The sequence below is a fragment of the Pseudomonas putida genome (genome assembly GCF_030159595.1).
Taxonomy (GTDB): domain Bacteria; phylum Pseudomonadota; class Gammaproteobacteria; order Pseudomonadales; family Pseudomonadaceae; genus Aquipseudomonas; species Aquipseudomonas putida_AC.
In genome coordinates this window covers 26,148-46,155 of record NZ_BSKJ01000001.1, presented here as the reverse complement: position 1 = coordinate 46,155, position 20,008 = coordinate 26,148, and the positions used below count along the sequence as shown (strand labels likewise).

17 protein-coding genes and 1 tRNA gene are annotated in these 20,008 nt (G+C 56.3%); 7 read left to right on the top strand and 11 right to left on the bottom strand.

Translation table 11 applies throughout. The features are described from left to right. Positions 1–399 precede the first annotated feature (399 nt). From QQL85_RS00250 to QQL85_RS00240, 3 genes are all read left to right on the top strand, one after another. Complete coding sequence (locus tag QQL85_RS00250) at positions 400–1,626, top strand: hypothetical protein (protein WP_284356342.1); 1,227 nt, start codon at positions 400–402, stop codon at positions 1,624–1,626. A 554-nt stretch (positions 1,627–2,180) separates the two neighbouring features. After that, on the top strand, positions 2,181–4,475 hold the full coding sequence (locus QQL85_RS00245) for an AAA family ATPase (RefSeq protein WP_284356343.1): 2,295 nt from the start codon (positions 2,181–2,183) through the stop codon (positions 4,473–4,475). Next, a complete protein-coding gene (locus QQL85_RS00240) occupies positions 4,472–6,319 on the top strand; it encodes a UvrD-helicase domain-containing protein (protein WP_284356344.1) in 1,848 nt (615 codons plus the stop codon). The genes QQL85_RS00245 and QQL85_RS00240 overlap by 4 nt, the downstream gene beginning before the upstream one ends. Before the next feature lie 327 nt (positions 6,320–6,646). Here the strand turns inward: QQL85_RS00240 and QQL85_RS00235 are convergent, their stop codons facing one another. The 11 genes from QQL85_RS00235 to QQL85_RS00185 all read right to left on the bottom strand — a co-directional run bounded on the left by QQL85_RS00235 (position 6,647) and on the right by QQL85_RS00185 (position 16,842). Then, positions 6,647–8,053, bottom strand: coding sequence for an FRG domain-containing protein (locus tag QQL85_RS00235; protein WP_284356345.1), 1,407 nt, complete (start codon positions 8,051–8,053; stop codon positions 6,647–6,649). Between the two features lie 109 nt (positions 8,054–8,162). After that, complete coding sequence (locus tag QQL85_RS00230) at positions 8,163–9,017, bottom strand: hypothetical protein (RefSeq protein ID WP_284356346.1); 855 nt, start codon at positions 9,015–9,017, stop codon at positions 8,163–8,165. 90 nt (positions 9,018–9,107) lie between these two features. Next, complete coding sequence (locus tag QQL85_RS00225; RefSeq protein WP_284356347.1) at positions 9,108–12,002, bottom strand: DUF927 domain-containing protein; 2,895 nt, start codon at positions 12,000–12,002, stop codon at positions 9,108–9,110. After that, positions 11,999–12,283 (bottom strand): DUF3077 domain-containing protein, encoded by a 285-nt coding sequence (locus tag QQL85_RS00220; protein ID WP_023382430.1) that lies wholly within the window; start codon positions 12,281–12,283, stop codon positions 11,999–12,001. The genes QQL85_RS00225 and QQL85_RS00220 overlap by 4 nt, the downstream gene beginning before the upstream one ends. Continuing rightward, positions 12,280–12,567, bottom strand: a complete 288-nt coding sequence (locus tag QQL85_RS00215) for a hypothetical protein (protein ID WP_284356348.1) — start codon at positions 12,565–12,567, stop codon at positions 12,280–12,282. Before QQL85_RS00215 ends, QQL85_RS00220 begins: the two co-directional genes overlap by 4 nt. Positions 12,568–13,107: 540 nt before the next feature. Next, the gene (locus QQL85_RS00210) at positions 13,108–13,440 is read right to left on the bottom strand and encodes a hypothetical protein (protein WP_069943424.1); all 333 of its coding nucleotides are present in this window, start codon (positions 13,438–13,440) and stop codon (positions 13,108–13,110) included. After that, positions 13,437–13,697 (bottom strand): helix-turn-helix transcriptional regulator, encoded by a 261-nt coding sequence (locus QQL85_RS00205; protein WP_284356349.1) that lies wholly within the window; start codon positions 13,695–13,697, stop codon positions 13,437–13,439. Before QQL85_RS00205 ends, QQL85_RS00210 begins: the two co-directional genes overlap by 4 nt. A 77-nt stretch (positions 13,698–13,774) precedes the next feature. Further along, the gene (locus tag QQL85_RS00200; protein WP_284356350.1) at positions 13,775–14,557 is read right to left on the bottom strand and encodes a hypothetical protein; all 783 of its coding nucleotides are present in this window, start codon (positions 14,555–14,557) and stop codon (positions 13,775–13,777) included. A gap of 277 nt (positions 14,558–14,834) precedes the next feature. Further along, positions 14,835–16,124 (bottom strand): tyrosine-type recombinase/integrase, encoded by a 1,290-nt coding sequence (locus QQL85_RS00195; protein ID WP_284356351.1) that lies wholly within the window; start codon positions 16,122–16,124, stop codon positions 14,835–14,837. Between the two features lie 160 nt (positions 16,125–16,284). Next, positions 16,285–16,360, bottom strand: a tRNA-Thr gene (locus tag QQL85_RS00190). Between the two features lie 71 nt (positions 16,361–16,431). Next, positions 16,432–16,842 (bottom strand): pilin, encoded by a 411-nt coding sequence (locus tag QQL85_RS00185; protein ID WP_284356352.1) that lies wholly within the window; start codon positions 16,840–16,842, stop codon positions 16,432–16,434. 216 nt (positions 16,843–17,058) lie between these two features. Here QQL85_RS00185 and QQL85_RS00180 point away from each other — a divergent pair, with 216 nt between their 5' ends. Genes QQL85_RS00180 through yacG form a run of 4 tightly spaced genes read left to right on the top strand, consistent with a single transcriptional unit; the run spans position 17,059 to position 19,956 of the window. Next, a complete protein-coding gene (locus QQL85_RS00180) occupies positions 17,059–18,267 on the top strand; it encodes a type II secretion system F family protein (protein WP_284356353.1) in 1,209 nt (402 codons plus the stop codon). A gap of 2 nt (positions 18,268–18,269) precedes the next feature. After that, the gene (locus QQL85_RS00175; protein WP_284356354.1) at positions 18,270–19,136 is read left to right on the top strand and encodes a prepilin peptidase; all 867 of its coding nucleotides are present in this window, start codon (positions 18,270–18,272) and stop codon (positions 19,134–19,136) included. Beyond that, on the top strand, positions 19,136–19,759 hold the full coding sequence (gene coaE, locus QQL85_RS00170) for a dephospho-CoA kinase (RefSeq protein WP_284356355.1): 624 nt from the start codon (positions 19,136–19,138) through the stop codon (positions 19,757–19,759). Before QQL85_RS00175 ends, coaE begins: the two co-directional genes overlap by 1 nt. Further along, the gene (yacG, locus tag QQL85_RS00165) at positions 19,756–19,956 is read left to right on the top strand and encodes a DNA gyrase inhibitor YacG (protein ID WP_198748953.1); all 201 of its coding nucleotides are present in this window, start codon (positions 19,756–19,758) and stop codon (positions 19,954–19,956) included. The genes coaE and yacG overlap by 4 nt, the downstream gene beginning before the upstream one ends. Positions 19,957–20,008 lie beyond the last annotated feature (52 nt).

Here is a 20,008-nt window from a genome sequence, read left to right as displayed (position 1 = left end):
AACCCTAAGTGGAAAGTGGCTAGCGACTGAGTTGAAAAGGGTCTCGGTAAGGGGTTGGCTGAAGGGTGTGGCAGCAAATGAAGCAGAAACCAAAATGCCCACACGGGGCGGGCATTTTTAGGGAAGGCAGCATGCGAGTAAAACCACATCAAACCTGCTGAGCTGGTGCGGAGACAGGAATCGAAAGACTACCATTTCAACCAGCAAAATATGGCAAAAACAAGTAAAACAATCGCAGCGTATCCCTAAACGTATCCCTAAAAGAAAATCCACCTTGAGATGTGCCGACTCACACACTGGATTCGGAAGCCTTGCTCCCCCCTACCCGATCCACCGTTGATTCGCGTCAAAATCGCGACTACCTTCGATGGCACTTTGATAACACCAGAAGGTACGCTGATGAACCGTAGGGAAGTAAGGGATTACCTTTTTAACGACGGTGATGGTTCGCACTCAATCTCAGCCCAGATAAACGCCGCATGCACTGAGGTGAGCCAGCTGCCGGAACGCAGGCTCTTGGAGACTGATGTCGAGGCTTTAGTCCAGTATTTTGTAGAAAAATACGACGTTGAGATTCCCACTCTCCTTCGAGATGAGATCGTTGCATCTCAGCATGAGCGGCAGGTGGAGGTCTGGGATCACTGGGACAGGCAGATGAGATCTGTTCCTGGTGAAGCGTACGACTTCGAGGTCCCTTTTCAAGGGGAAGCAGATATCTTTAAGCTGCGTCCCAGCTCGTTCGATTTCAATCCTCCTCGCGCCCAGGTTCGCAAGCAACATTTGGCCTTCACCATAGCCGATCGCTCGCTAACCCCTGAGACCATCAAGGCAGAACTCGATTCGACGCTTGCGTCCATTGAAAAATATTTAGAATCGCATCGCCGCCAGTGGTCTGGATTCAAGCAGCAAATCGAGAATGCGGTAAGAGCAGAGATAGACGCCCGCCGCACTAAGCTACTCGCCCAAAAGGAAAATGCTTCAAAGCTATCTGGGCTGGGCATTCGTTTGAAAGAAAAGGCTGGGGATGCACGCAGCTATATCCCGCCAACGGTCAAGCAAAAAGTCGTGCCACAGCTCCCGCCGATGACTCCAGCAACTCCACCCGAACCAACGCTTGATATGAAGCAGTATGAAACAATTCTTGGCCTGGTTCGTGGAGCTGGCCGGAGCATTGAGCAAAGCTCATCACGAACGAGGAAGCTTGACGAAGAATCGCTCAGGGACCTATTCCTGGTACCGCTTAACGCCCATTTCGGCACAGCGACAGGGGAGGCGTTCAACTATCAAGGTAAAACGGACGTCCTCATACGCCATGAAGAGGGCAACCTCTTTGTAGCTGAGTTCAAGATCTGGGGTGGAGATAAACGCTTTCTAGCAACCATTGACCAATTGCTCAGCTACTTAACATGGCGTGATACCAAGACGGCAATCGTCATGTTCAACCGAAATGCCGACTTCACAGCAGTGGTCCAGAAAATGCGGGACCTAGTGAAAAGTCATCCCCGCTATCTCAGCGGACCGGTCAGCTTGGATGAAACGAGCGACCGCTATGTATTTTCCCTCCCCCAAGACAGTGGACGTAAAGTGACTATCTCCTTGCTCGCCTTTGACTTGGGTCGAGACTGATAGCCGGCCTCGACCGCGATCCTTACCAGCACCGTAAGGATCGCGCTTGACGTTCAAAAATTTGCACAATTCACTGGAGTTCACCGCGTTCACCGGTTCACTAAGCTGGGAGGACACTCGCTAACGAAGAGCCGCGGGTTTCCTGCCCCGTATCTAACCACATCTCTCAGGGTCCCCGGCGGTCTCCAGGATTGGGAGCTCGGGAAACGCTTCTGCCGCTGAAGGCTCAGTCGAATAGGGGCATGGGGTCGCTAGTTAATCACGGATTAAAAGCGGTGTAACAGGTGTAATGGGTGTAACGACGGCTCACAACTTATTGTTTCTAAAGGGGAAATTGGCGATACACAACGATGCAGTGGCTTTGCTGTAGCGGTGTAACAACAGACCCGGTGTAACCATTGTTGCCCGCTATCGACCCAAAGCCGCACTTGATAGAGGACAGCTGAGGGCCAATACCCGCCCGTCTACGTCTCCATTTTTCTCTCTTTGACTGCAAAGGGCAGCTTGCTACAGTGATAGCCAACTGATACTTCTCAGGCTTTCAAGGACGACCCATGCACATCCAGCACGTAGAGATAGCTAATTTCCGAAAACTACTTTCTGTGCGAGTTGACTTCGCTAGTGCGACCACGCTGCTCGTAGGCGCAAACAACAGCGGCAAATCTTCCGCCATGCTGGCACTTCGGAGGTTTTTGGTTTCGAAGGCTTCTGCTTTTCGGCTCCAAGATCTGACTCTTTGTCACCTCGCCAAGCTGGACGACATTGGTAAGCAGTGGGAGAACCCCCCACCAAACTATGAAACTCCTACAGCCAAGGACTGGGCCAATTGGCTACCTAGTCTGGATATTTGGGTGTCGGCAGATCAAGGAGAGTTCCATTTCATCCGCGACCTCATACCAAGCTTTGAGTGGCGAGGGGGGCTTGTGGGAATGCGCTTCCTGCTTGAACCAGATGATATGAATACACTGTACACAGACTATCGCAAAGAGCGCGCGAGGGTTGCAGAGCTTGAGGACGTTCTAGGAAGGGAAGACCCGCCTGGTAGCCCGCTGACGCTCTGGCCGCAGAGCCTTCATGATTACTTGAATCGTCGACTAGGAGATAAATTTAAGGTTCGTTGGTACCGCCTAGATCCACAACAACTTAAGAAACCTGACAGGTCGACTCGAATGGCTCAAATGCAGCCCTTGAGCCCTACTGCATTGCCCTTGGAAAGCAATCCCCTTAGTGGATTAATTCGGGTACATGAGATCAATGCACAGCGGGGATTCAGCGACCACTCTGACGACAATCAAAGTGATAACGCTAAACCCAGTAGCGCTCGAAAGCTCTCTGAACAACTCAGATCCTATTACTCTCGACACCTTGATCCAGGTGATAGCCCAGATACTTCAGATCTCGAAGCGTTACGGGCGATAGAAGCAGCCCAAACGGCATTCGATACGAAGCTAGGTAGCAGCTTCGAACCGGCCATTAGGGAGGTCGAGGGATTAGGCTACCCCGGCCGCAACGACCCACGTATCAAAGTCGCAAGTCGCCTGGCAACAACTGATGGTATGAACCATGAAGCGGCCGTCCTATTTGAGTTGGATTCAATCCAGGGAGCACCAGGAGCCCCTCCTCTCCATTTACCTGAGACGGCTAACGGGTTGGGGTATCAAAATCTAATATCGATGATTTTTCGGCTAATGGGCTTCAGGGACGAGTGGCTGAGAAAAACCAGGGCTGCCACCACGGAAGCAATAGACCGCATCGAGCCCATTCACCTCGTGCTCATTGAGGAGCCCGAAGCCCACCTTCATGTTCAAGTTCAACAAGTGTTCGTACGACACGCCTATCAGGTTTTGTGCCGAGATGCTTTGCTTGAACGTTACCCAAATCTGACGACTCAGCTTCTGGTGAGCACTCACTCCAGTCATGTAACTCATGAGGTGGAATACCAGAACCTTAGGTATTTCAGACGCCTGCCAGCAGGGATGTATGGCATCGGGGTGCCGGTGTCGACGGTCTCTAATCTCTCTAACGTGTTTGGCGAAGGGACGAAGACGAAAGAGTTCGTTACCAGGTATCTGCGAGCACAACATGCAGACATATTCTTCGCCGATGCCGTCATCTTGGTAGAAGGCTCGGCAGAGCGGATGATGTTGCCGCATTTCTTGCGGAATAAATTCCCTTTTCTTGACCGCTGCTACATCACAACCCTTGATATCGGCGGCAGTCACGCACACCGGCTAAGACCGTTAATTGACGCCCTTGGAATCCTCACCCTAATTATCACGGACCTTGATGCAGGGATTGGTAAAGCTGCAAAACCGGCGCAATTCAACGCAGAACAAATTACGAACAATCCGACTTTGCGAAGCTGGATGAAACTGAGACATCTTGGCAGCACAGTGGATGAGCTACTAGAGCTTACTTCGAATCAAAAAGAGCACCAGATCGACGACCTGTATTCGGTACGCATCGCCTATCAAACCCCTATTTCCACCCACCTGCCCGCTACTGGCGAAGCAATACAAGCTCTTCCAAACACTTTTGAAGACAGTTTTGTGCTTAGCAATGTTGGTCACTTTGCGAAAAAGACAGGAAGTACTGGCCTGATGAAGGCGTTCGTCAAGGTTCTGAATGAATCGCAAACCTCCAAAGCCGTCGGGGAAGGTTTTTTTAATGAATTACGCGAAGGAAAGAAAGCAGAGTTCGTCCTGCTCGTTTTGGGTGACAACAGCTTTCCCAACCTCAAAATCCCTGAATACATCAGTGAGGGCCTCAACTGGCTTGAGTCAAAATTGCGAAACAAGCAAAAAGAATTACTGGTAATTCCTCCCGAGGGTGCGGAGGTGACGCCATGAGCGAAGCAGTTGTAGCAGATGCCGATACCATTATGCAGGCTTGCCTTAACCTGAAAAACCCTAAGAGTTTTTTTCTTTACGCAGGTGCCGGCTCAGGAAAAACCCACTCATTAGTCGAGGCGATCCGCGAACTCAAAAGTCGAGAGCGAGAACGCCTAATATTCGAGGGCCGACGCATTGCGGTGATCACCTATACAAACGCAGCCTGTGACGAGATTCTCCGTAGGCTAGAGTTTGATCCACTCGTGGAAGTCTCGACCATTCATGCGTTCGCCTGGCGCCTAATCCAGGGGTTCGACAACGAAATTAGAGAGTGGCTAAGGATCAAACTTGCTCAAGACATCGGGAAGATTGAGGGAGAGCTAGCACGTTCAAAAGGCGACAATAAAACATCTCGAGCAAATAAACGGAAGTTACAAAGCAAGACACGTAGACTTGAGACGCTCGACGAAATTACAAAATTCATCTACAGCCCCACAGGTGACAACAGAGAGCGGCAGGCGCTCAATCACGATGAGGTCATCAAGCTGACTGCAGCATTCGTTCCTGAACGCCCCCTGCTGGATGTTCTAGTAGACCGCTATCCAGTTGTATTGATCGACGAAAGCCAAGATACGCACGCCCCAATAATGGAGGCTTTCCTGAAAGTCCAGCAATTGGCGAAGACACGCTTCTGCCTAGGACTGCTAGGCGACACAATGCAACAGATTTACGGCCATGGAGTAACACGCCTCGATAAAGCGATACCCGGAGACTGGTTAAAGCCTGAAAAGGTCGTTAATCGCCGCTGCCCTCGTAGAGTGGTAAACCTTATCAACGTGATTCGAAGCACTGCAGACACTCATCAGCAGATCCCAAAACCTGATGCCATTGAGGGCGTAGTACGCATGTACTGCATAAATCGAAGCCCAGAACAGGCGCCAAATCTTGAGGAGGGCATCGCTCATGCGATGGCTGCAATTACCGACGACAGCGAATGGGCTACCGGTCCTGAAGGTCGAAAGACCTTGATCCTCGAACACAAGATGGCGGGACGGAGGATGGGGTTTGAGAAGCTGTTCACGCCCTTATACGCGGTTGACCACCTTCAAACAGGCTTGCTTGATGGAACCCTCCCTGCACTTCGCGTGTTCAGCGAAGGCGTTCTTCCAATCCTTACTGCAAAGGACGATCACTTCCTACTACTTGAAGCCGTACGCTCTCGCTCTCCCTTGCTCAGCAAGGACGCTATGCAATCATCAGGGGACCAATCAGTCCACATGCAGCGTGTAGAGGACGCCACGCATGCACTGCTCGCCCTTTTCGAAGGAAACGATCCAACGCTGAACGAGGTTGCAACTCTTCTGTTGCAAACCCAATTACTCGATGTCCCTGAATCCCTGGCTGGGGCAATGGTTTTGGGTTCTCCTGGTGAGGCTCCAGACCCTGAAGATACGAACGCAATAACCAACTACGCCTACCAGCTGTTCCTTGAGCGTCCATTTTCGGAGCTGGTTGCCTTTGCGAGTTATGCGGTTGGACTTTCACCCTATGGCACACATCAAGGCGTAAAGGGCCTGGAGTTCCCAAGGGTCATGGTTGTCATCAATGATGAGGAGGCAGGTGGTTTCTTATTCAGCTACGACAAATTGCTGGGTGTGAAAGAGTCGACAAAGACTGACCTGGATAACGAACGTAACGGCAAGGACAATGCGCTAGCCCGTACTCGTAGGCTGCTTTACGTGACGTGTAGTCGGGCCGAAAAGAGCCTGGCGATTGTCGTATACACACCCCAACCGACACTAGCCAAACAAAACGTTGTCGCTGCTGGCTGGCTAGAAGAGAGCGAGATCGAAGTCCTGTGAGGGATCCTTGAATGTGACTCACAGTGAGCTGGCATCAACTCGCTCCAGAAAAACCTCAGGAATCATAAACCCTAGCTGGCAAGCTAGCTTCAGTATGGTCTTTCCAGCGACCTTATGGCGATAGTGCCCGCCTACGCATAGTCAAATGCTCTTATCGACCAGGCTGGAAGGGATGTCACCAGCCCCTGATGGTTCGTTTCGATCCTTGGCGGGCGGGCGCGACAGCTCTTCGTAACACGCCACGATGCTCTAATAGCGGAGATTGCCCTCTTCATCCAACTGCTCGCAGCAGCTACATCTCACGCGACTTGCTTAGCAGATGTTACATCAGGATACTGGAGAGTTGTGATCTGCCTCAACAGAGTGCTTTGTACAAGGTCGCGGCAGCTGATGCTGATCTCGCAAGTGGACGGCAGTTTCTTCGATGCTAGGATAAACTGTTGTGGCATTTATATTGATTTGGTCGAGCTGTTCAAGGATATGTGGCTTGTTCTGGATCGTGACCCGAGAAACCTCAAGTCCATCCTGTCCGGCATCAGGAAGCGCAGCCTCGTGTCCGAACAGCAGGAATGCGCCGGACTGCGATTTGATGCGGGTATTCGTGCGTTTAGCCTTCACGCAGATAATAGACCTTAAGTCGTCAGGAACAATACGCCCTTCGAAAAATCCTTTCTCCGACTTGATGTGGTGGAGCAACTTTCCTGCAACATCCGTTAAATTAAACCTTACTTTATCGAGACTAAGATCGACATCATTTTTCTGTGCATATGTAAGATTGGAGAGATTTGAAATACAACTAACGGTATCGGAATCAAAGTATTTCACCAATTCCGATTTTACTTTAAATACGATGACCTCGCCGTCCACCCCCAATTGGTCCGCCCTGCCGGAGCAGGCGAAGAAAAGCGCAACTAGGGGATTACTAGAGATATCAAGCAGTCTCGTGGGTAAACCGTAGTGCTGCATGCGCACAAGTCGATCAAAGCAATACTGATCGCCTTGAAATTCATCGTAATGCGCAATCAATAGCTCTTTGCAGAGTCGGTCCTCGCTCGGCATGAACTTCCAGTCACCATTTTCCCATTTACGTAGCAGTGATGGCGTAAGCTCATAACGGGCATCACTATGACCTCGGAAGAAGGTTTCGGCCGAGTCTTTTGCCGGCGAGGTGTAGAGCAGCTGAAGGAAAGACTCCACGCTATCGGCGACGCCAACGATCTTTTTATCGCGTGGCGGAGGTTGAACCATTGAATCTTCAGGGCGGGGTATTTCAGGCATCTCAACAAGATGTGCAAGAGCAGGGTTAAGATCGACTAATCGGCGTAGCACTATCTGTGCGTCGCCTTCACGGACAGCCCAGTGAGTTCGGTGGAGCTGGAATCCGTCCGCGCCGAATACCATCCGGGCGGACTCCGTGTCGCCAAACTCGACCTCACCGAAATCGATCAATGTCTCGAAAATGGTGGAGACCTCTTTCACACCGGGCGTAATGTGTGAAATTCGACCGTACTTGATGAGCATCGACGCACTGCCCTTAACTCGCCTGATCTCGCTACATAAAAAGGTCGGCAGTTTTTCGATAAAAGCGATCGCCGTGGAATCGAGACCTTCAAGCCGCTTCTCAATGTCGGTTGGCGTATATTCAAACATGCGCCCTCGAGGCATCGTGATCTCATCGCCGTCCCCCGCCAGATACTCCCGATTCCCAAAGGATATGTAGTTGAAGGTCTGCACCGTGTGTCCTTTCCCGATTCTCTCTCAAGTTGTTCTACCTCATAGCACAGTCTTACTGGTATTTTCCATGGGAATAGCAAACAGCCCGCATCTGCGGGCTATTTCGGGGTTATGCTTCCAGCAGCTCCACTACGGTTATGCTTTTGGCGTGGTCTTGTAAATCGTCTCGCTGAAGCTCCCTGGACGACGGACCGAAGCCCGGGATCGACAGCCTCGTCAACACCATGCCTGCACCGCCTCGGTGAATGTTCGCGGCCAAGATCCGAGCCCCCACTGCTGCGAGTTGTTCGGCCAGGCGGTTCCACTCGCCACCAAGGGCGATCTCAGTTGCAAACAAAGCAGCACTCTGGGCTTCGTGCCCTTGCTTCTGAGCTTGGGCGATCTGAGCGTCGAGCGAGTCAATTTCTGCCTGCAGGGCAGTCGTCAACAGTTCTTGGCGCCTTGCGTGTTCATCCGCCTCAATGAGCTGGTTACTTGCTTTCTGCATCTCGGTGTTTGCCGCCTTTTCACCTTTGCTGTCACCAGAAGCGATACTTCGTGCATACAGGTTTGCCGCGTCCAGCTCTGCCTGTCGAGCCGCTTCAAGCGCCAACTCCATATCTTTCTGAATTGCTTGGAGGCGTCCAAACAGGAGTCTGCGCTTCCCCTCCAACATGGAGACCGCACTAGCTGAATCAGACATGAGCTGGCGGGCTTGTGTCTTGCTTTCCTCGGCATTTTCCAGGCGCTCACGATAATCTATCTCGTTGTCGAGCTTCTCCAGTTCCCCAGAAATGCTACGGACGCGACACTCATCAGCGGAAATCTTTTCCACGGCTGCCGTAGCTTCGGGGCTACCTACACAATTGCCGTTGCGCCAAGCATTCGGCATGTCTCGCCAAGCTGCCAGTTGGCCTGGAATACTGGCCTCAAGAGCATCACGTTCAGCAATCAGTTCATCGCGCTGTTTTTTGAGTTCATTCATGATCGATACCTAAATAATGGGAATGTGTTGTGACCGGGGCTGGCAAGACCGCTCGCTGCCATCGCTACCTCATGAGTTAGAGGTGTTGATTCAAGCGGCCTGCGCTTCGTTCTCAGCCGGTTCAGGGATGGTCACGACAACGTAACAGCGCTGGAGTCCGAGGCCGGGCAGGCGCACGGAGACGGAGGCCTTGCCATCCTTACCAGGCTCCAGTACTCGACGCCGCAACAGCTCTTTGTTCACTGCATTAAGGTTCATGCCGCGGAAGATCTCAGAGCGCCAAGCTTCGGGGAGTACGTAATAGGTCGTCGTCGTGTGCGCCGTGTCACCCATGCCGTGCTCCATCGACTTGCGAAAGCCGAGTCGATCAAGGGTGCGTGGACCATGTTCATCGACCTTGGCGGCAGCAGATTCCCAGCGCGTAAAGCGGCTTTCTCCGAACCTCTCGATCACTTGGCGTAGGCGGGCAAGAACAGCATCGCCTTCCATGTTCCCGGCCCCGCCTCTCTCAGCCAACCAAGCCTTCAGGCATGTACGTGCAGAGTCGAGCGCCAATCCATCCGGCCACCCAGTAACGCCCAGGGCGGTGGCCAGCTCTCCAGCTGCTGCTGCCAATCCAAAGCGAGTAGCAGCGCGCTGAGCCTGTCCGCTCGCACTAATTGGTAGTGATTCTGCAGTGAAGCGCTCCACGGTGCTGCGGACCATGGCTATGTAGGCGCGCAGTTTGACCGGGTCACACAGGGCCGACAGGAATGCCAGAGCGGGAGATCCGTAGGATTTAGCCACACGGGCTTTCAGCGCATCCGAAAGCGCAGCGGCATCCTCAAAACCATGCAGTTCCTCGAACAACCCCAGTCCTTTTCCGGCATCAGCCGGAACGGCTAATAGCCGTACTTCCATACCCGCTTTCAGATCCTTGTTTGCTTCGGCCATGTGCTGCGCAAGGGTCTTTTCCCCCGTAGAAAGGAACAGCAGTCGCCATTCTTGTACCTGGCGCCCGCTCATCCCGCGGTCATTCGCCCGGGCTTTGCCTGTGCCGTTGCCAAGCATGTAGACCGTTTCCCCGATGATCCGTGGATCACACATCCCGATTTCATCAAGCACCAGGAGGCCATCGGAGTGTGCCGCCGCGATACTTTCCAGCGCGTTATCAGTAGAACGCCAGGAGCGCACCAGGCGTGGCCCTCCCCAAACCGAAGCGGCCACCTGTAAATGGGTGGTCTTCCCGCCCGAGCTATCGCCGTAGAGGTGGAAGCCGCCCGACTCATGGCCAAGCAAGTGCAGCACCGCTCCAGCAAAAGCTACGCACACGACGAACGTCAGGCGGTTGTTTCCCACGCACAACGTGCCGATTTGCTGTTGCCACTGCTCTAGTGTTCCAACTTGGGTAATGGGCGGGAGCTGGGCGCCGGCTTCGTAGAAGTGCAGGTATTCAGTGCTGGCACCGATTTGCCGATCCGGCACTAGGTAAGCATCCCCATGCCAGCCCAGACGAGTGACCAAGCGAGCGCGCTCGGAGCCGTCATAGCCTTGCAGGTAACTCTGCAGGTCGTTGCGCGAATTGCGAGCAGTACGCACGGGCGCTAGGCGCAGCCCCATATCGACCAGTGGCGCGAGCACCTCCTTGCCAAAGTCACCCGCCATCGCCCTAGCGGGAATGTTGAGGCGCTTGTTGGCACCGTCCGGATCATCGAACTCCACCAGTAGGCCCCAGCCGTGGCCCTTTTCGTCACGGGTACGAGCCAAGATCTCTAGCCGTGAACAAACCGGTCGTGCTTCGCCATCCTCACCGGCATAGAACACCCCATCCTTTGTGACACGAAAGCCGCTCGGAGCCGGGGCGGTTTTCTTCTCGGATTGTGGCTTGGCCTGGCCAGTGGCCTTACTCTGCTTGGTGGGTGCGGGCGTGGCGGCAGGCGTGAGTGCAAACAGTTTCCCGGTGCGTTGCAGCTCCGACAAGTGTTGGGCTGTCCAGCCTTTGGATTGGGCATCCGCTGCATCGTCACCTTCGCGCCACTCACCGCCCGGCGCGAAATTGGGGCGCTCACCGTCCATCCCAGGGAGTTGACCGAACACCGCCAAGGCTACTGTTTGCACCGAGGCAGCTCCAAGCTTCCGCAGGTGATTGGCCAAGGCATCCATGCACTTCAACCCTGGGGCATCGTTGTCAGGCCAAAGCAACACGTCACGCCCGACTAGCGCCGCGAAATCAGCCTTCTGCCAAGAGTTCGTCCCGTTAGGCCAACAGGTGGCAACATGCTCGGGCAACAGCTCGGCAGCGGCATCGGCGGCCTTTTCACCCTCGCACAATACGACTGGTGCCGAGGGACGTTTAGCCAGGTCATCGAGGCGCAGGAGCGGGCGTGGCTCCGGTAAGCCCTGCCAGCGCCAGGCCAGCGAGCCGTTAGCAGAGTGTTTACACCAGGTGAGAGGCGCGAAGACTTTGCGCGCCGTGCCGCTCTCATCCGGCCCGAGGTCAAAGCGGTACAGCACCAGAAGTGGCTGACCGTTGGCGTCACGGTAAATCCAAACCTTGGAAGGTTTACCGTGCTGCCGGTGCGCTTGCAGCACCTTCTGCATTGCCTGCTCAGGAATGGGCAACATGGGCACCCACTCTGGCTTTTTGGCCTGGCCAGTGGGTGGTGTGACATTCGTGCTATTCGTTGCCTCGACACCGAGGAAAGCCGCCAGCTTGTTGCAAGCTTCCACATCGGTGCCGCGATCAAGGTAGCGTACCAGGTCGATCAAATCGCCGCCTTTGTCACCGGTGGCGAAGTCGCACCAGGTAGCTTTGGCCAGGTTCACCTTGAGCGATCCTGAATGCTTGTCAGCTCGGGTTGGGTTGGGGGCGGTGTATTCCTTGCCGCCGTCTACACGCTTGCCATTGGGAAGCCAGTGGGCTAACACGCGATCAATCGCCGCCAGGGAGGCCGCTTTGACTTGGGCAAAGGTCGGATGTCGGGAGTTGGGGGTGGTCCTGCTCATGCTTGGCCACCCTCGGCAATCTGAATCCCAGTGGTTACATCATCGACAAGCGCCTTTGCCTGCTCGCCCAGATAATGTGCCGCCCACACCAGTGCATTGTTGTCTTCGCTCACGCCAGCCAGTTGGGTAAGTTTGTTTACGCAGTTCATGAGCACCGATGCCTGCTCCAATGCTTCCTCACCGGAAACACCAGGGCACACCTTGAAGAGCGGTTGATTCAACGAGTTGTGCTTAGAGAAGGTGACCCCACCTACGGTATTGACCTGAAAGTGCCCGTTCATTTCCGGCCCCCTTCCGCGACATGGGAGGTCGAGTCATCGGCATGCACGACCAGGGTACGAATCTGCTCCAGCGTTCCGCGAACATCCCACAGGGCGCCGAGGATCACACAATTAGCCAAACGTTGGCTCTGATCCGCCTCGAATTGGTCCTCAAGCAAGCACAGCACTGCTTGGGCTCGCTCAATAGCGCAGGTGAGCGCATCAATCGGGACGCCTGCCGGCGCATTCGCTGTGATGCATAGCAGGTCTTCTGGCTGAGAAAAGTGCTGTATTGGATTGGTCATTGGGCACCCCCGTTTGCTTCCAGGGCGCGAGCACGGGCCATCGCAGCGTTGTAACGCGCCAAGCGGACGGAGAGGGATGAGTCGGCGTGCAGTGCCGCAATGGCACGGGCCTTCAGGGCAGCAATGTGGTTCTGGAGGGCAGACGGATTGAGGGCGTGCATGGGCGGAGCTCCTTGATTTGAGGAGCTGCCACTGATCGTCGCCAAACGATTTAGGGTGGCAGCTGTGCGCAGGTTGGCGAACCGGGAATCAAGGAACCCGGCAGACCCGAAGGTCTCCCACGCACAGCCGCCATAACACGGGAATGCGGGCACAAAAAAAGCGCCTGCATTCGTGATAGGGGCGCTTGTGCGCCTTGATTTCGTCGGGTCGCCAAACCCGGTCGCTGAATTTGCAGCGACCTGCGAAGAGTAACGTGTGAGCCGACGAGGCGCAAGCTGATAGGTGCGGGCAGGTTGCATGGCTCTAGGCCATGGCATAGAGTAGGCGGGCAAAGTGAATATCCTCAGACGCCCTCGGTTGCAGCCGGGGGCGTTCTCGTTAGTGAGCGGCGACCGGGCGGCGCTCAAGCTTGAGCCAGGTGAGATTGCGGCCTTGCCGCGCCTTCTCATACATCTGCCCTAGTGCATCGGGATTGGCGAGCACGTTGGGAACCAGCTGCGCCGCATCTCGAATCGTCACGTCGCCAGGCGTCTCGATAGCCAGTAGCCCCCAATCGAGAGTCGGCCAAATCAGCAGCAAAACGTGCGCCCCTTTGGCCAGCGCTTCGTCCCGCAGTTTTTGCAAGCGCGCCAGCCGCCCATGTGTTGGAGCCTTTTGACCCAGTTCGTCGATTGCATCGAGCGCTGCGTGAGGGAGGAAAATGGGCGTCATGCGGCCACCTTGTCACGCGCAGCGATACGAGCGCGCGTCCAGGCCTGAACTTCAGAAAGAACCCAAGCCACGGGAGCGCCGCGGGCGGTGCTGTCAGTGAGTTTCACAGGCTGAGGGAAGTTGCTTTCAGGTTGACTCATCAGCTTGTAGATCGTTGGGCGTGCAAGCCCCACGAGTTCTACAACTTCTTTCATGCGAATGAGCCTGGCCGGCTGATCGATTGCAGAGCCGCCCAGCGGTGCGGGTTGGAGTGTCATAGCTGTATCCCTGTATCCCTGTATTGGTTTTACAGGGCGGAGCCTATGCAGGGGCTACCTAGCAGTGAAGGTTCACTTTACTTTTTGCTTAGTGAACTGGGAGGGCCATAACCCAGCCAGGGAATGCGCTTTAGAATTGCCCCCATCTGAACCTTCGATAGCGACGCCCCTGTTTCGCGCTCCTGCCAGGCACGTAGCTTACTGTTCAGATTGTGCATGGCTGTTCCTGCGTTGATGAGTTCCAGCGCTTTCGCTTCTATGGATTGATCACGGCTCTCCAAGCCTTCCCGGCGCCGAGCAATCCCACTCAACACCCCGTCGATTTTGGTGTCCGCATGCCTCGACGCTGCGTTGGCCAACTCGCCTATCTCACAGCATGCTGCGTTTTCATCAGGTTCCAGCCAGGCGCTAGCACCTGGCACGTAGTCCTCAATGCAGCAAAGGTGCATCTGATAGTACTCAAGGGCGGGTATCTCTTGACCTTGTATAATCAAGTGTTCGGCCAAGCCGCATAAAGCGTGGATAGCATTTGCCAACGCGAAAGCAGCAATAACTTGCACATCTGTCGCCGTTTCGAGCCCGGTATAGTTCCGGAACTGGGCTACAAGTTGCCTGGCCCCGTAGTGAGAAATCACCTGGTAGATCGCGTCATTGTATTGCAGTGCAGCATTGCTCAGCTCTGCGCCGATTTCCTCCGGGAGCCAGTGGCGGCAGCGCTCCATGATGTTCAGTACGGCATCAACCTCTGAAGCGTAACCACTGAAGATTGGAAGGCGCTTCAGATGCTCCCTGATGGTGCTGGATTCGGTCCGGGTCGGATGGATGGCCAGCCCATCAATGGACAAAGAGTCAGGCTGCATCAACATTTCCCCAAGCCCCGGCAGTTTGCGCCGAACCCGCGATTTGCTTTGACCTGAGAGAGCATGCGCATAGGCCAGCAGGCGGGCGAGGGGCTTTTGGCGTTACACGGGGCCGCGAGGTTACACCGGATGTACGAAATTATTTTGGTCGGTGTTACGTGCCTAATCCCCAATGATTTCAGCGTCTTGGCCTGATCCGTTACACGGGTTACACCTCGTACACCGGCTTTTGATGGGACAAGCATTGTCATGCCCTCCACCATCATCTCAGTCTGCTTCATGGATGGAGGGACCTCCCATGAGCAAAATCATAGGGAGTAATTGCATCCCTGCGATTAGCATCCAGGTAGTCGGCCCACCACTGCACCATAAGTCTCCGCTCTTGTAAGTGCTCAGCCTTGTGGATGTAGGCGGCACGCACCGTGTTTCTCTCTTGGTGGCTCATTTGCCGCTCGACAGCGTCTTTACTCCAAAGCCCAGGCTCAACCAATGCGGAACAGGCCATTGTCCGAAAACCGTGGCCGCATACCTCTGCTTTGGTGTCATACCCCATTCGCCGCAGCGCTTTGTTCACGGTGTTCTCGCTCATCGGTTTCCAATGATTGTGGTCACCCGCAAACACCAGATCGAAACGACCAGTGAGGTTACGAATTCTCTCCAGCACCTCTACAGCCTGCCGGCTGAGTGGTACCAGGTGTGGCGTGCTCATCTTGGAGCCTCGATGGGAGTTCTTCACACCCTCAATAGCCACTCTTTCGCCAGGGATTTCCCACATCAGCCTCCCCATGTCTATCTCTCCCCAGCGAGCGAAGCGGAGCTCACTGGAGCGGATGAACACCAACATGGTCAGCTGCACCGCAAGCTTAGTCAGGCCGCGCCCGCTGTCGGCATCTATCCGCTGAAGAAGCTCAGGTAAGCGTTCGAATGGCAAAGCAGGCCGGTGCGCTGTTTTGCGGGTGGCCGTCGCGCCTTGCAGATCGATCGCAGGGTTGAAATCCAGATGGCCATGCTGAACCGCCATACGGAGGATGCCCGTCATGTACTGGCGTAGGCGTGCAGCCGTATCCAAGGTATCCCGCTTTTCCGCCGCTTTCAGCGGAACAAGCAGATCCCGTGTTTTGAGCTCCGCGACCGGACGATCACCGAGAGTGGGCAACAGGTGGGATTCAATGCGTCGCCACACGGTGGAGGCATGACCAGGCGTCCACTTACGAGCGCAGGCCGCGTGCCATTCCTGAGCAAGCAAACGGAATGTATTCGCCCGGGCGTTAGCCGCTTCTTGTTTGTCCAAGCGCGCCTGCTCGATGGGGTCTTTCCCGGCTGCCAATAGCTCAAGCGCCTGAGCGCGTCGCTCCCTGGCCGCTTTCAAGCCGAGCGCCGGATAGTTGCCAAACGTAGCTAAACCATCACGGCCATCAGGTTTGATGTACTTCATACGCCAGGTCTTGACCCCTGACGGCTTCACCAGCAGGTAGAGGCCTTTGCCATCGAACAGCTTGTAATCCTTCTCCCGAGGCTTGGCCGCATCACATTTGGGATCGGTGAGAGGCACCACTGTGCGCGCCATAGGGATACGTTTCCTTGTCGAACCGAGGTATCCCTAACCATATCCCTAAATCGCGTAGATGCCCAGAGACAAAACGAGACAGACAGAAACAACAAAGCCCGCTCTAGGCGGGCTTTGCGGTGGTTTCGTAGACAGTCATAGACTTCTGGAAACTGTACTCTGGTGCCGGAGACAGGAATCGAACCTGCGACCTTCGCGTTACGAGTGCGCTGCTCTACCGACTGAGCTACACCGGCGTGTAGCGCAACGTACCACTGCTCACACCCGCAACGCAAACCCCTGTTTCCGCTAGTTTAATCCCCTACCCTCAAGCCCCCTTGCACCCCTTGGGCGCCAGGTCTTCCTCGATGTCGGTAGTACACGCCCACCCACTGGCCGAGCGCGTCAGGGTCAGTGCCTTACCCACCACATTGGCCGGCGCATCCACCAGCGTGCACGCAATCTTCCCGCTGCCATCCGCCGCCTTGCCTTCCGCTGTGATCGCACAATGCGCCGTCGCCGACTGGCCACCCAGCTCGGCCACGCCCGCCACGTCCTTCCCGTCATTCAACCGCAAATCCATCGCGGTCTTCAGCGCGCTGATTTCCAGCAACCCGGCCGCCGCCTTGGAGCGTGCCTGGTGGTTGGTGTACATCGGTAAGGCGATGGTCGCCAGAATGCCGATGATCGCGACAACGATCATCAGTTCGATCAGGGTGATACCGCGTTGCCCTTTCATGAACGTATTTCCTTTTTCATTCGCTTACACGTTGAGGTCGGTTGCGCCCCAACCGGCAGCGGCGCAGTAGGCCTGAACAGACACCTTTTGTCACCCCTGCCCGCTTGGGCGTCATCTTCGCTGAACTACTCTAGTGAGCATCACGGACGCGCGCCCTTGCATGGACGCGGCAAGCTGTTTCCAGGCTTGTCGCACGGGCAGAAAAAGGACCTTTGCATGACTTCATCTTCCCCCCTCTACCGCTGGCATGGCACCGACGCCAATGGCACGCCGGTCAGTGGCCAAACACCCGGGCGCAGCCCGGCTTATGTGCGGGCCGGGCTGATTCGCCAGGGCATCACCGTGGCCAGCTTGCGGCCGGCCAGCGGGCTGACGTTCAGTTTGCCGAAGCGACGCGAAAAGGCCGACCCGGCGGGGTTCAGCCGGCAGTTGGCGACATTGCTCAAAGCGGGTGTGCCGCTGTTGCAGGCGTTCGAGGTGATGGGGCGCAGTGGTTGCGGTGCGGCGCAGGCGGCGTTGCTGGAGAGATTGAAACAGGATGTGGCTTCGGGCCTGGGGTTGGCGGATGCGTTGCAGCGACACCCGGCATGGTTCGATGCGCTGTATTGCAACCTGGTACGGGTAGGTGAGCAGTCCGGCACGCTCGACCGGCAACTGGAGCAACTGGCGGGCATGCTGGAACAGCGGCGGGCGCTGCACAAGAAAGTGCGCAAGGCGATGGTCTATCCACTGCTGCTGTTGCTGACCGGGCTGGGGGTGTCAGCGATCTTGTTGCTGGAGGTTATTCCGAAATTCGAGAGCATGTTCTCGGGCATGGGCACAGCCTTGCCGGCATTTACCCAGTGGGTGATCGACTTGTCCACAGGGCTGAGTCGGCTTGCGCCGCTGTTGCTGGTGATGGCTGCGGTGCTAGGTTTTGCCGGGCGTCAGCTGTACCGGCAACATGCGCCAGCGCGCCTGTGGATATCTCGGCAGGTGCTGGGGTTGCCGGTGTTCGGCAAATTGCTGGGGCAGGCGGCGCTGGCGCGGTTTGCGCGTAGCCTGGCAACGTCCTACTGCGCCGGGGTGCCGTTGCTGGATGCGCTGGGAACGGTGGCCCGGGTAACCGGTGGTGATTTGCACGAACAGGCGGTGTTGCGGCTGCGCCAGGGCATGGCCAATGGGCAGGGGCTGAACCAGGCCATGGCGGGTGAACCGCTGTTTCCACCGTTGCTGGTGCAGCTGACGGCTATCGGTGAATCCAGCGGCACGTTGGACCAGATGCTGGAAAAGGCCGCCAGCCATTACGAGGAACAGGTCAGCCAGGCGCTGGACCAGTTGACCAGCTTGCTGGAGCCGGCCATCGTGCTGATCCTGGGCCTGCTGGTCGGTGGCCTGGTGGTGGCGATGTACCTGCCGATCTTCCAGTTGGGTAGCTTGATCTGAACATGACTTTATGGACTTTGCTGGCTGAGCAGCCGGCGTACTTCCTCACCCTGGCCACGCTACTCGGCCTGTTGGTGGGCAGTTTTCTCAATGTGCTGGTGTGTCGGCTGCCGATCATGCTGGAGCGGCAATGGCAGCGTGAGGCACAAGAAGTGTTGGGGTTGCCGGTTACGCAACACGAACGGTTCGACCTGTGCCTGCCCGCCTCCCGCTGCCCACATTGCGCACATCAGATTCGCGCGTGGGAGAACATTCCGGTCATCAGTTACCTGGCGTTGCGCGGGCGTTGTTCTGCCTGCAAAACCCGCATCAGCCCGCGCTACCCGGTGGTGGAAGTCGCCAGCGCGCTGCTGTCGCTGGTGGTGGCGTGGCGCTTTGGCGCTTCGGTTGAGGCGTTGCTGGCACTGCCACTGACCTGGTGCCTGCTGGCCCTGAGCCTGATCGATGCAGAACACCAATTGCTGCCGGATGTGCTGGTGCTGCCGATGTTGTGGCTGGGGCTGATCGTCAATGCCTTCAACATTTACGCCCCGCTTACCGACGCGCTGTGGGGCGCGGTGGCTGGGTACCTCAGCCTGTGGACGGTGTATTGGGTGTTCAAGCTGGTCACCGGCAAGGAAGGCATGGGCTATGGCGACTTCAAGCTGATGGCGCTGATCGGGGCCTGGGGGGGCTGGCAGGTGTTGCCGCTGACGTTGTTGCTGTCGTCGGTGGTGGGGGCGCTGGTGGGCCTGTGCCTGCTGCGTTTGCGCCGGCATGCCATGGGCACGGCGATGCCGTTCGGGCCTTATCTGGCGATTGCGGGGTGGATTGCCGTGCTCTGGGGTGATGAAATAGTCGCCTCTTACATGCAACTGCTTGGATACTGATGGCCACTGCAGCCTTTACCCCCTGGATTCTCGGCCTTACCGGCGGCATTGGTAGCGGCAAGAGCGCCGCTGCCGAGCGCTTCGTCGAGCTTGGCGTGCACCTGGTCGACGCCGATCAGGCGGCGCGCTGGGTGGTCGAACCTGGCCGCCCGGCCTTGGCCAGCATTGTCGAGCGCTTCGGCGCGGGTGTGCTGCAGGCCGACGGCCAGCTGGATCGCGCCGCCCTGCGCCAGCTGATCTTCGCCGACCCGGCGCAGCGCAAATGGCTGGAGCAGCTGTTGCACCCGTTGATCGGGCAGGAGATTTTCAGCTACCTGGCCAAGGCCCAGTCGCCGTATGCGGTATATGTGTCGCCGCTGCTGATCGAGTCGGGGCAATACCATAAGACCCAGCGCGTGCTGGTGATCGATGCGCCGCAGGAACTGCAAATGGCGCGTACCCTGGCACGGGACAACACCAGTGCCGAGCAGGTGCAGGCGATTCTGCAGGCCCAGTTGGCCCGTGAAGAACGCCTGCGCCATGCCGACGATGTGGTGGTCAATGACGGCGACCTGGCCGCGCTGCATGAGCAGATTGACCGCCTGCACCACTTTTACCTGACTTTGAAAGGAGGCCAGCCATGAGCCAGCCGTTGACCGTCGATTGCCCGACCTGTGGCGCACCTGTGGAATGGAACGAGAAAAGCACGTTCCGGCCGTTTTGTTCAGACCGCTGCAAGCTGATCGACCTGGGGGCCTGGGCGGCTGAAGAGCACAAGATTCCGGGAGCGGAAGAGTCTGAGGATGAGCTGTATTCGGGGGACCTGGAGCCTCGCCACTAAGCGGATTTCAAGGTGGCTGGGCTGGCCTCTTCGCGGGTAAACCCGCTCCCAC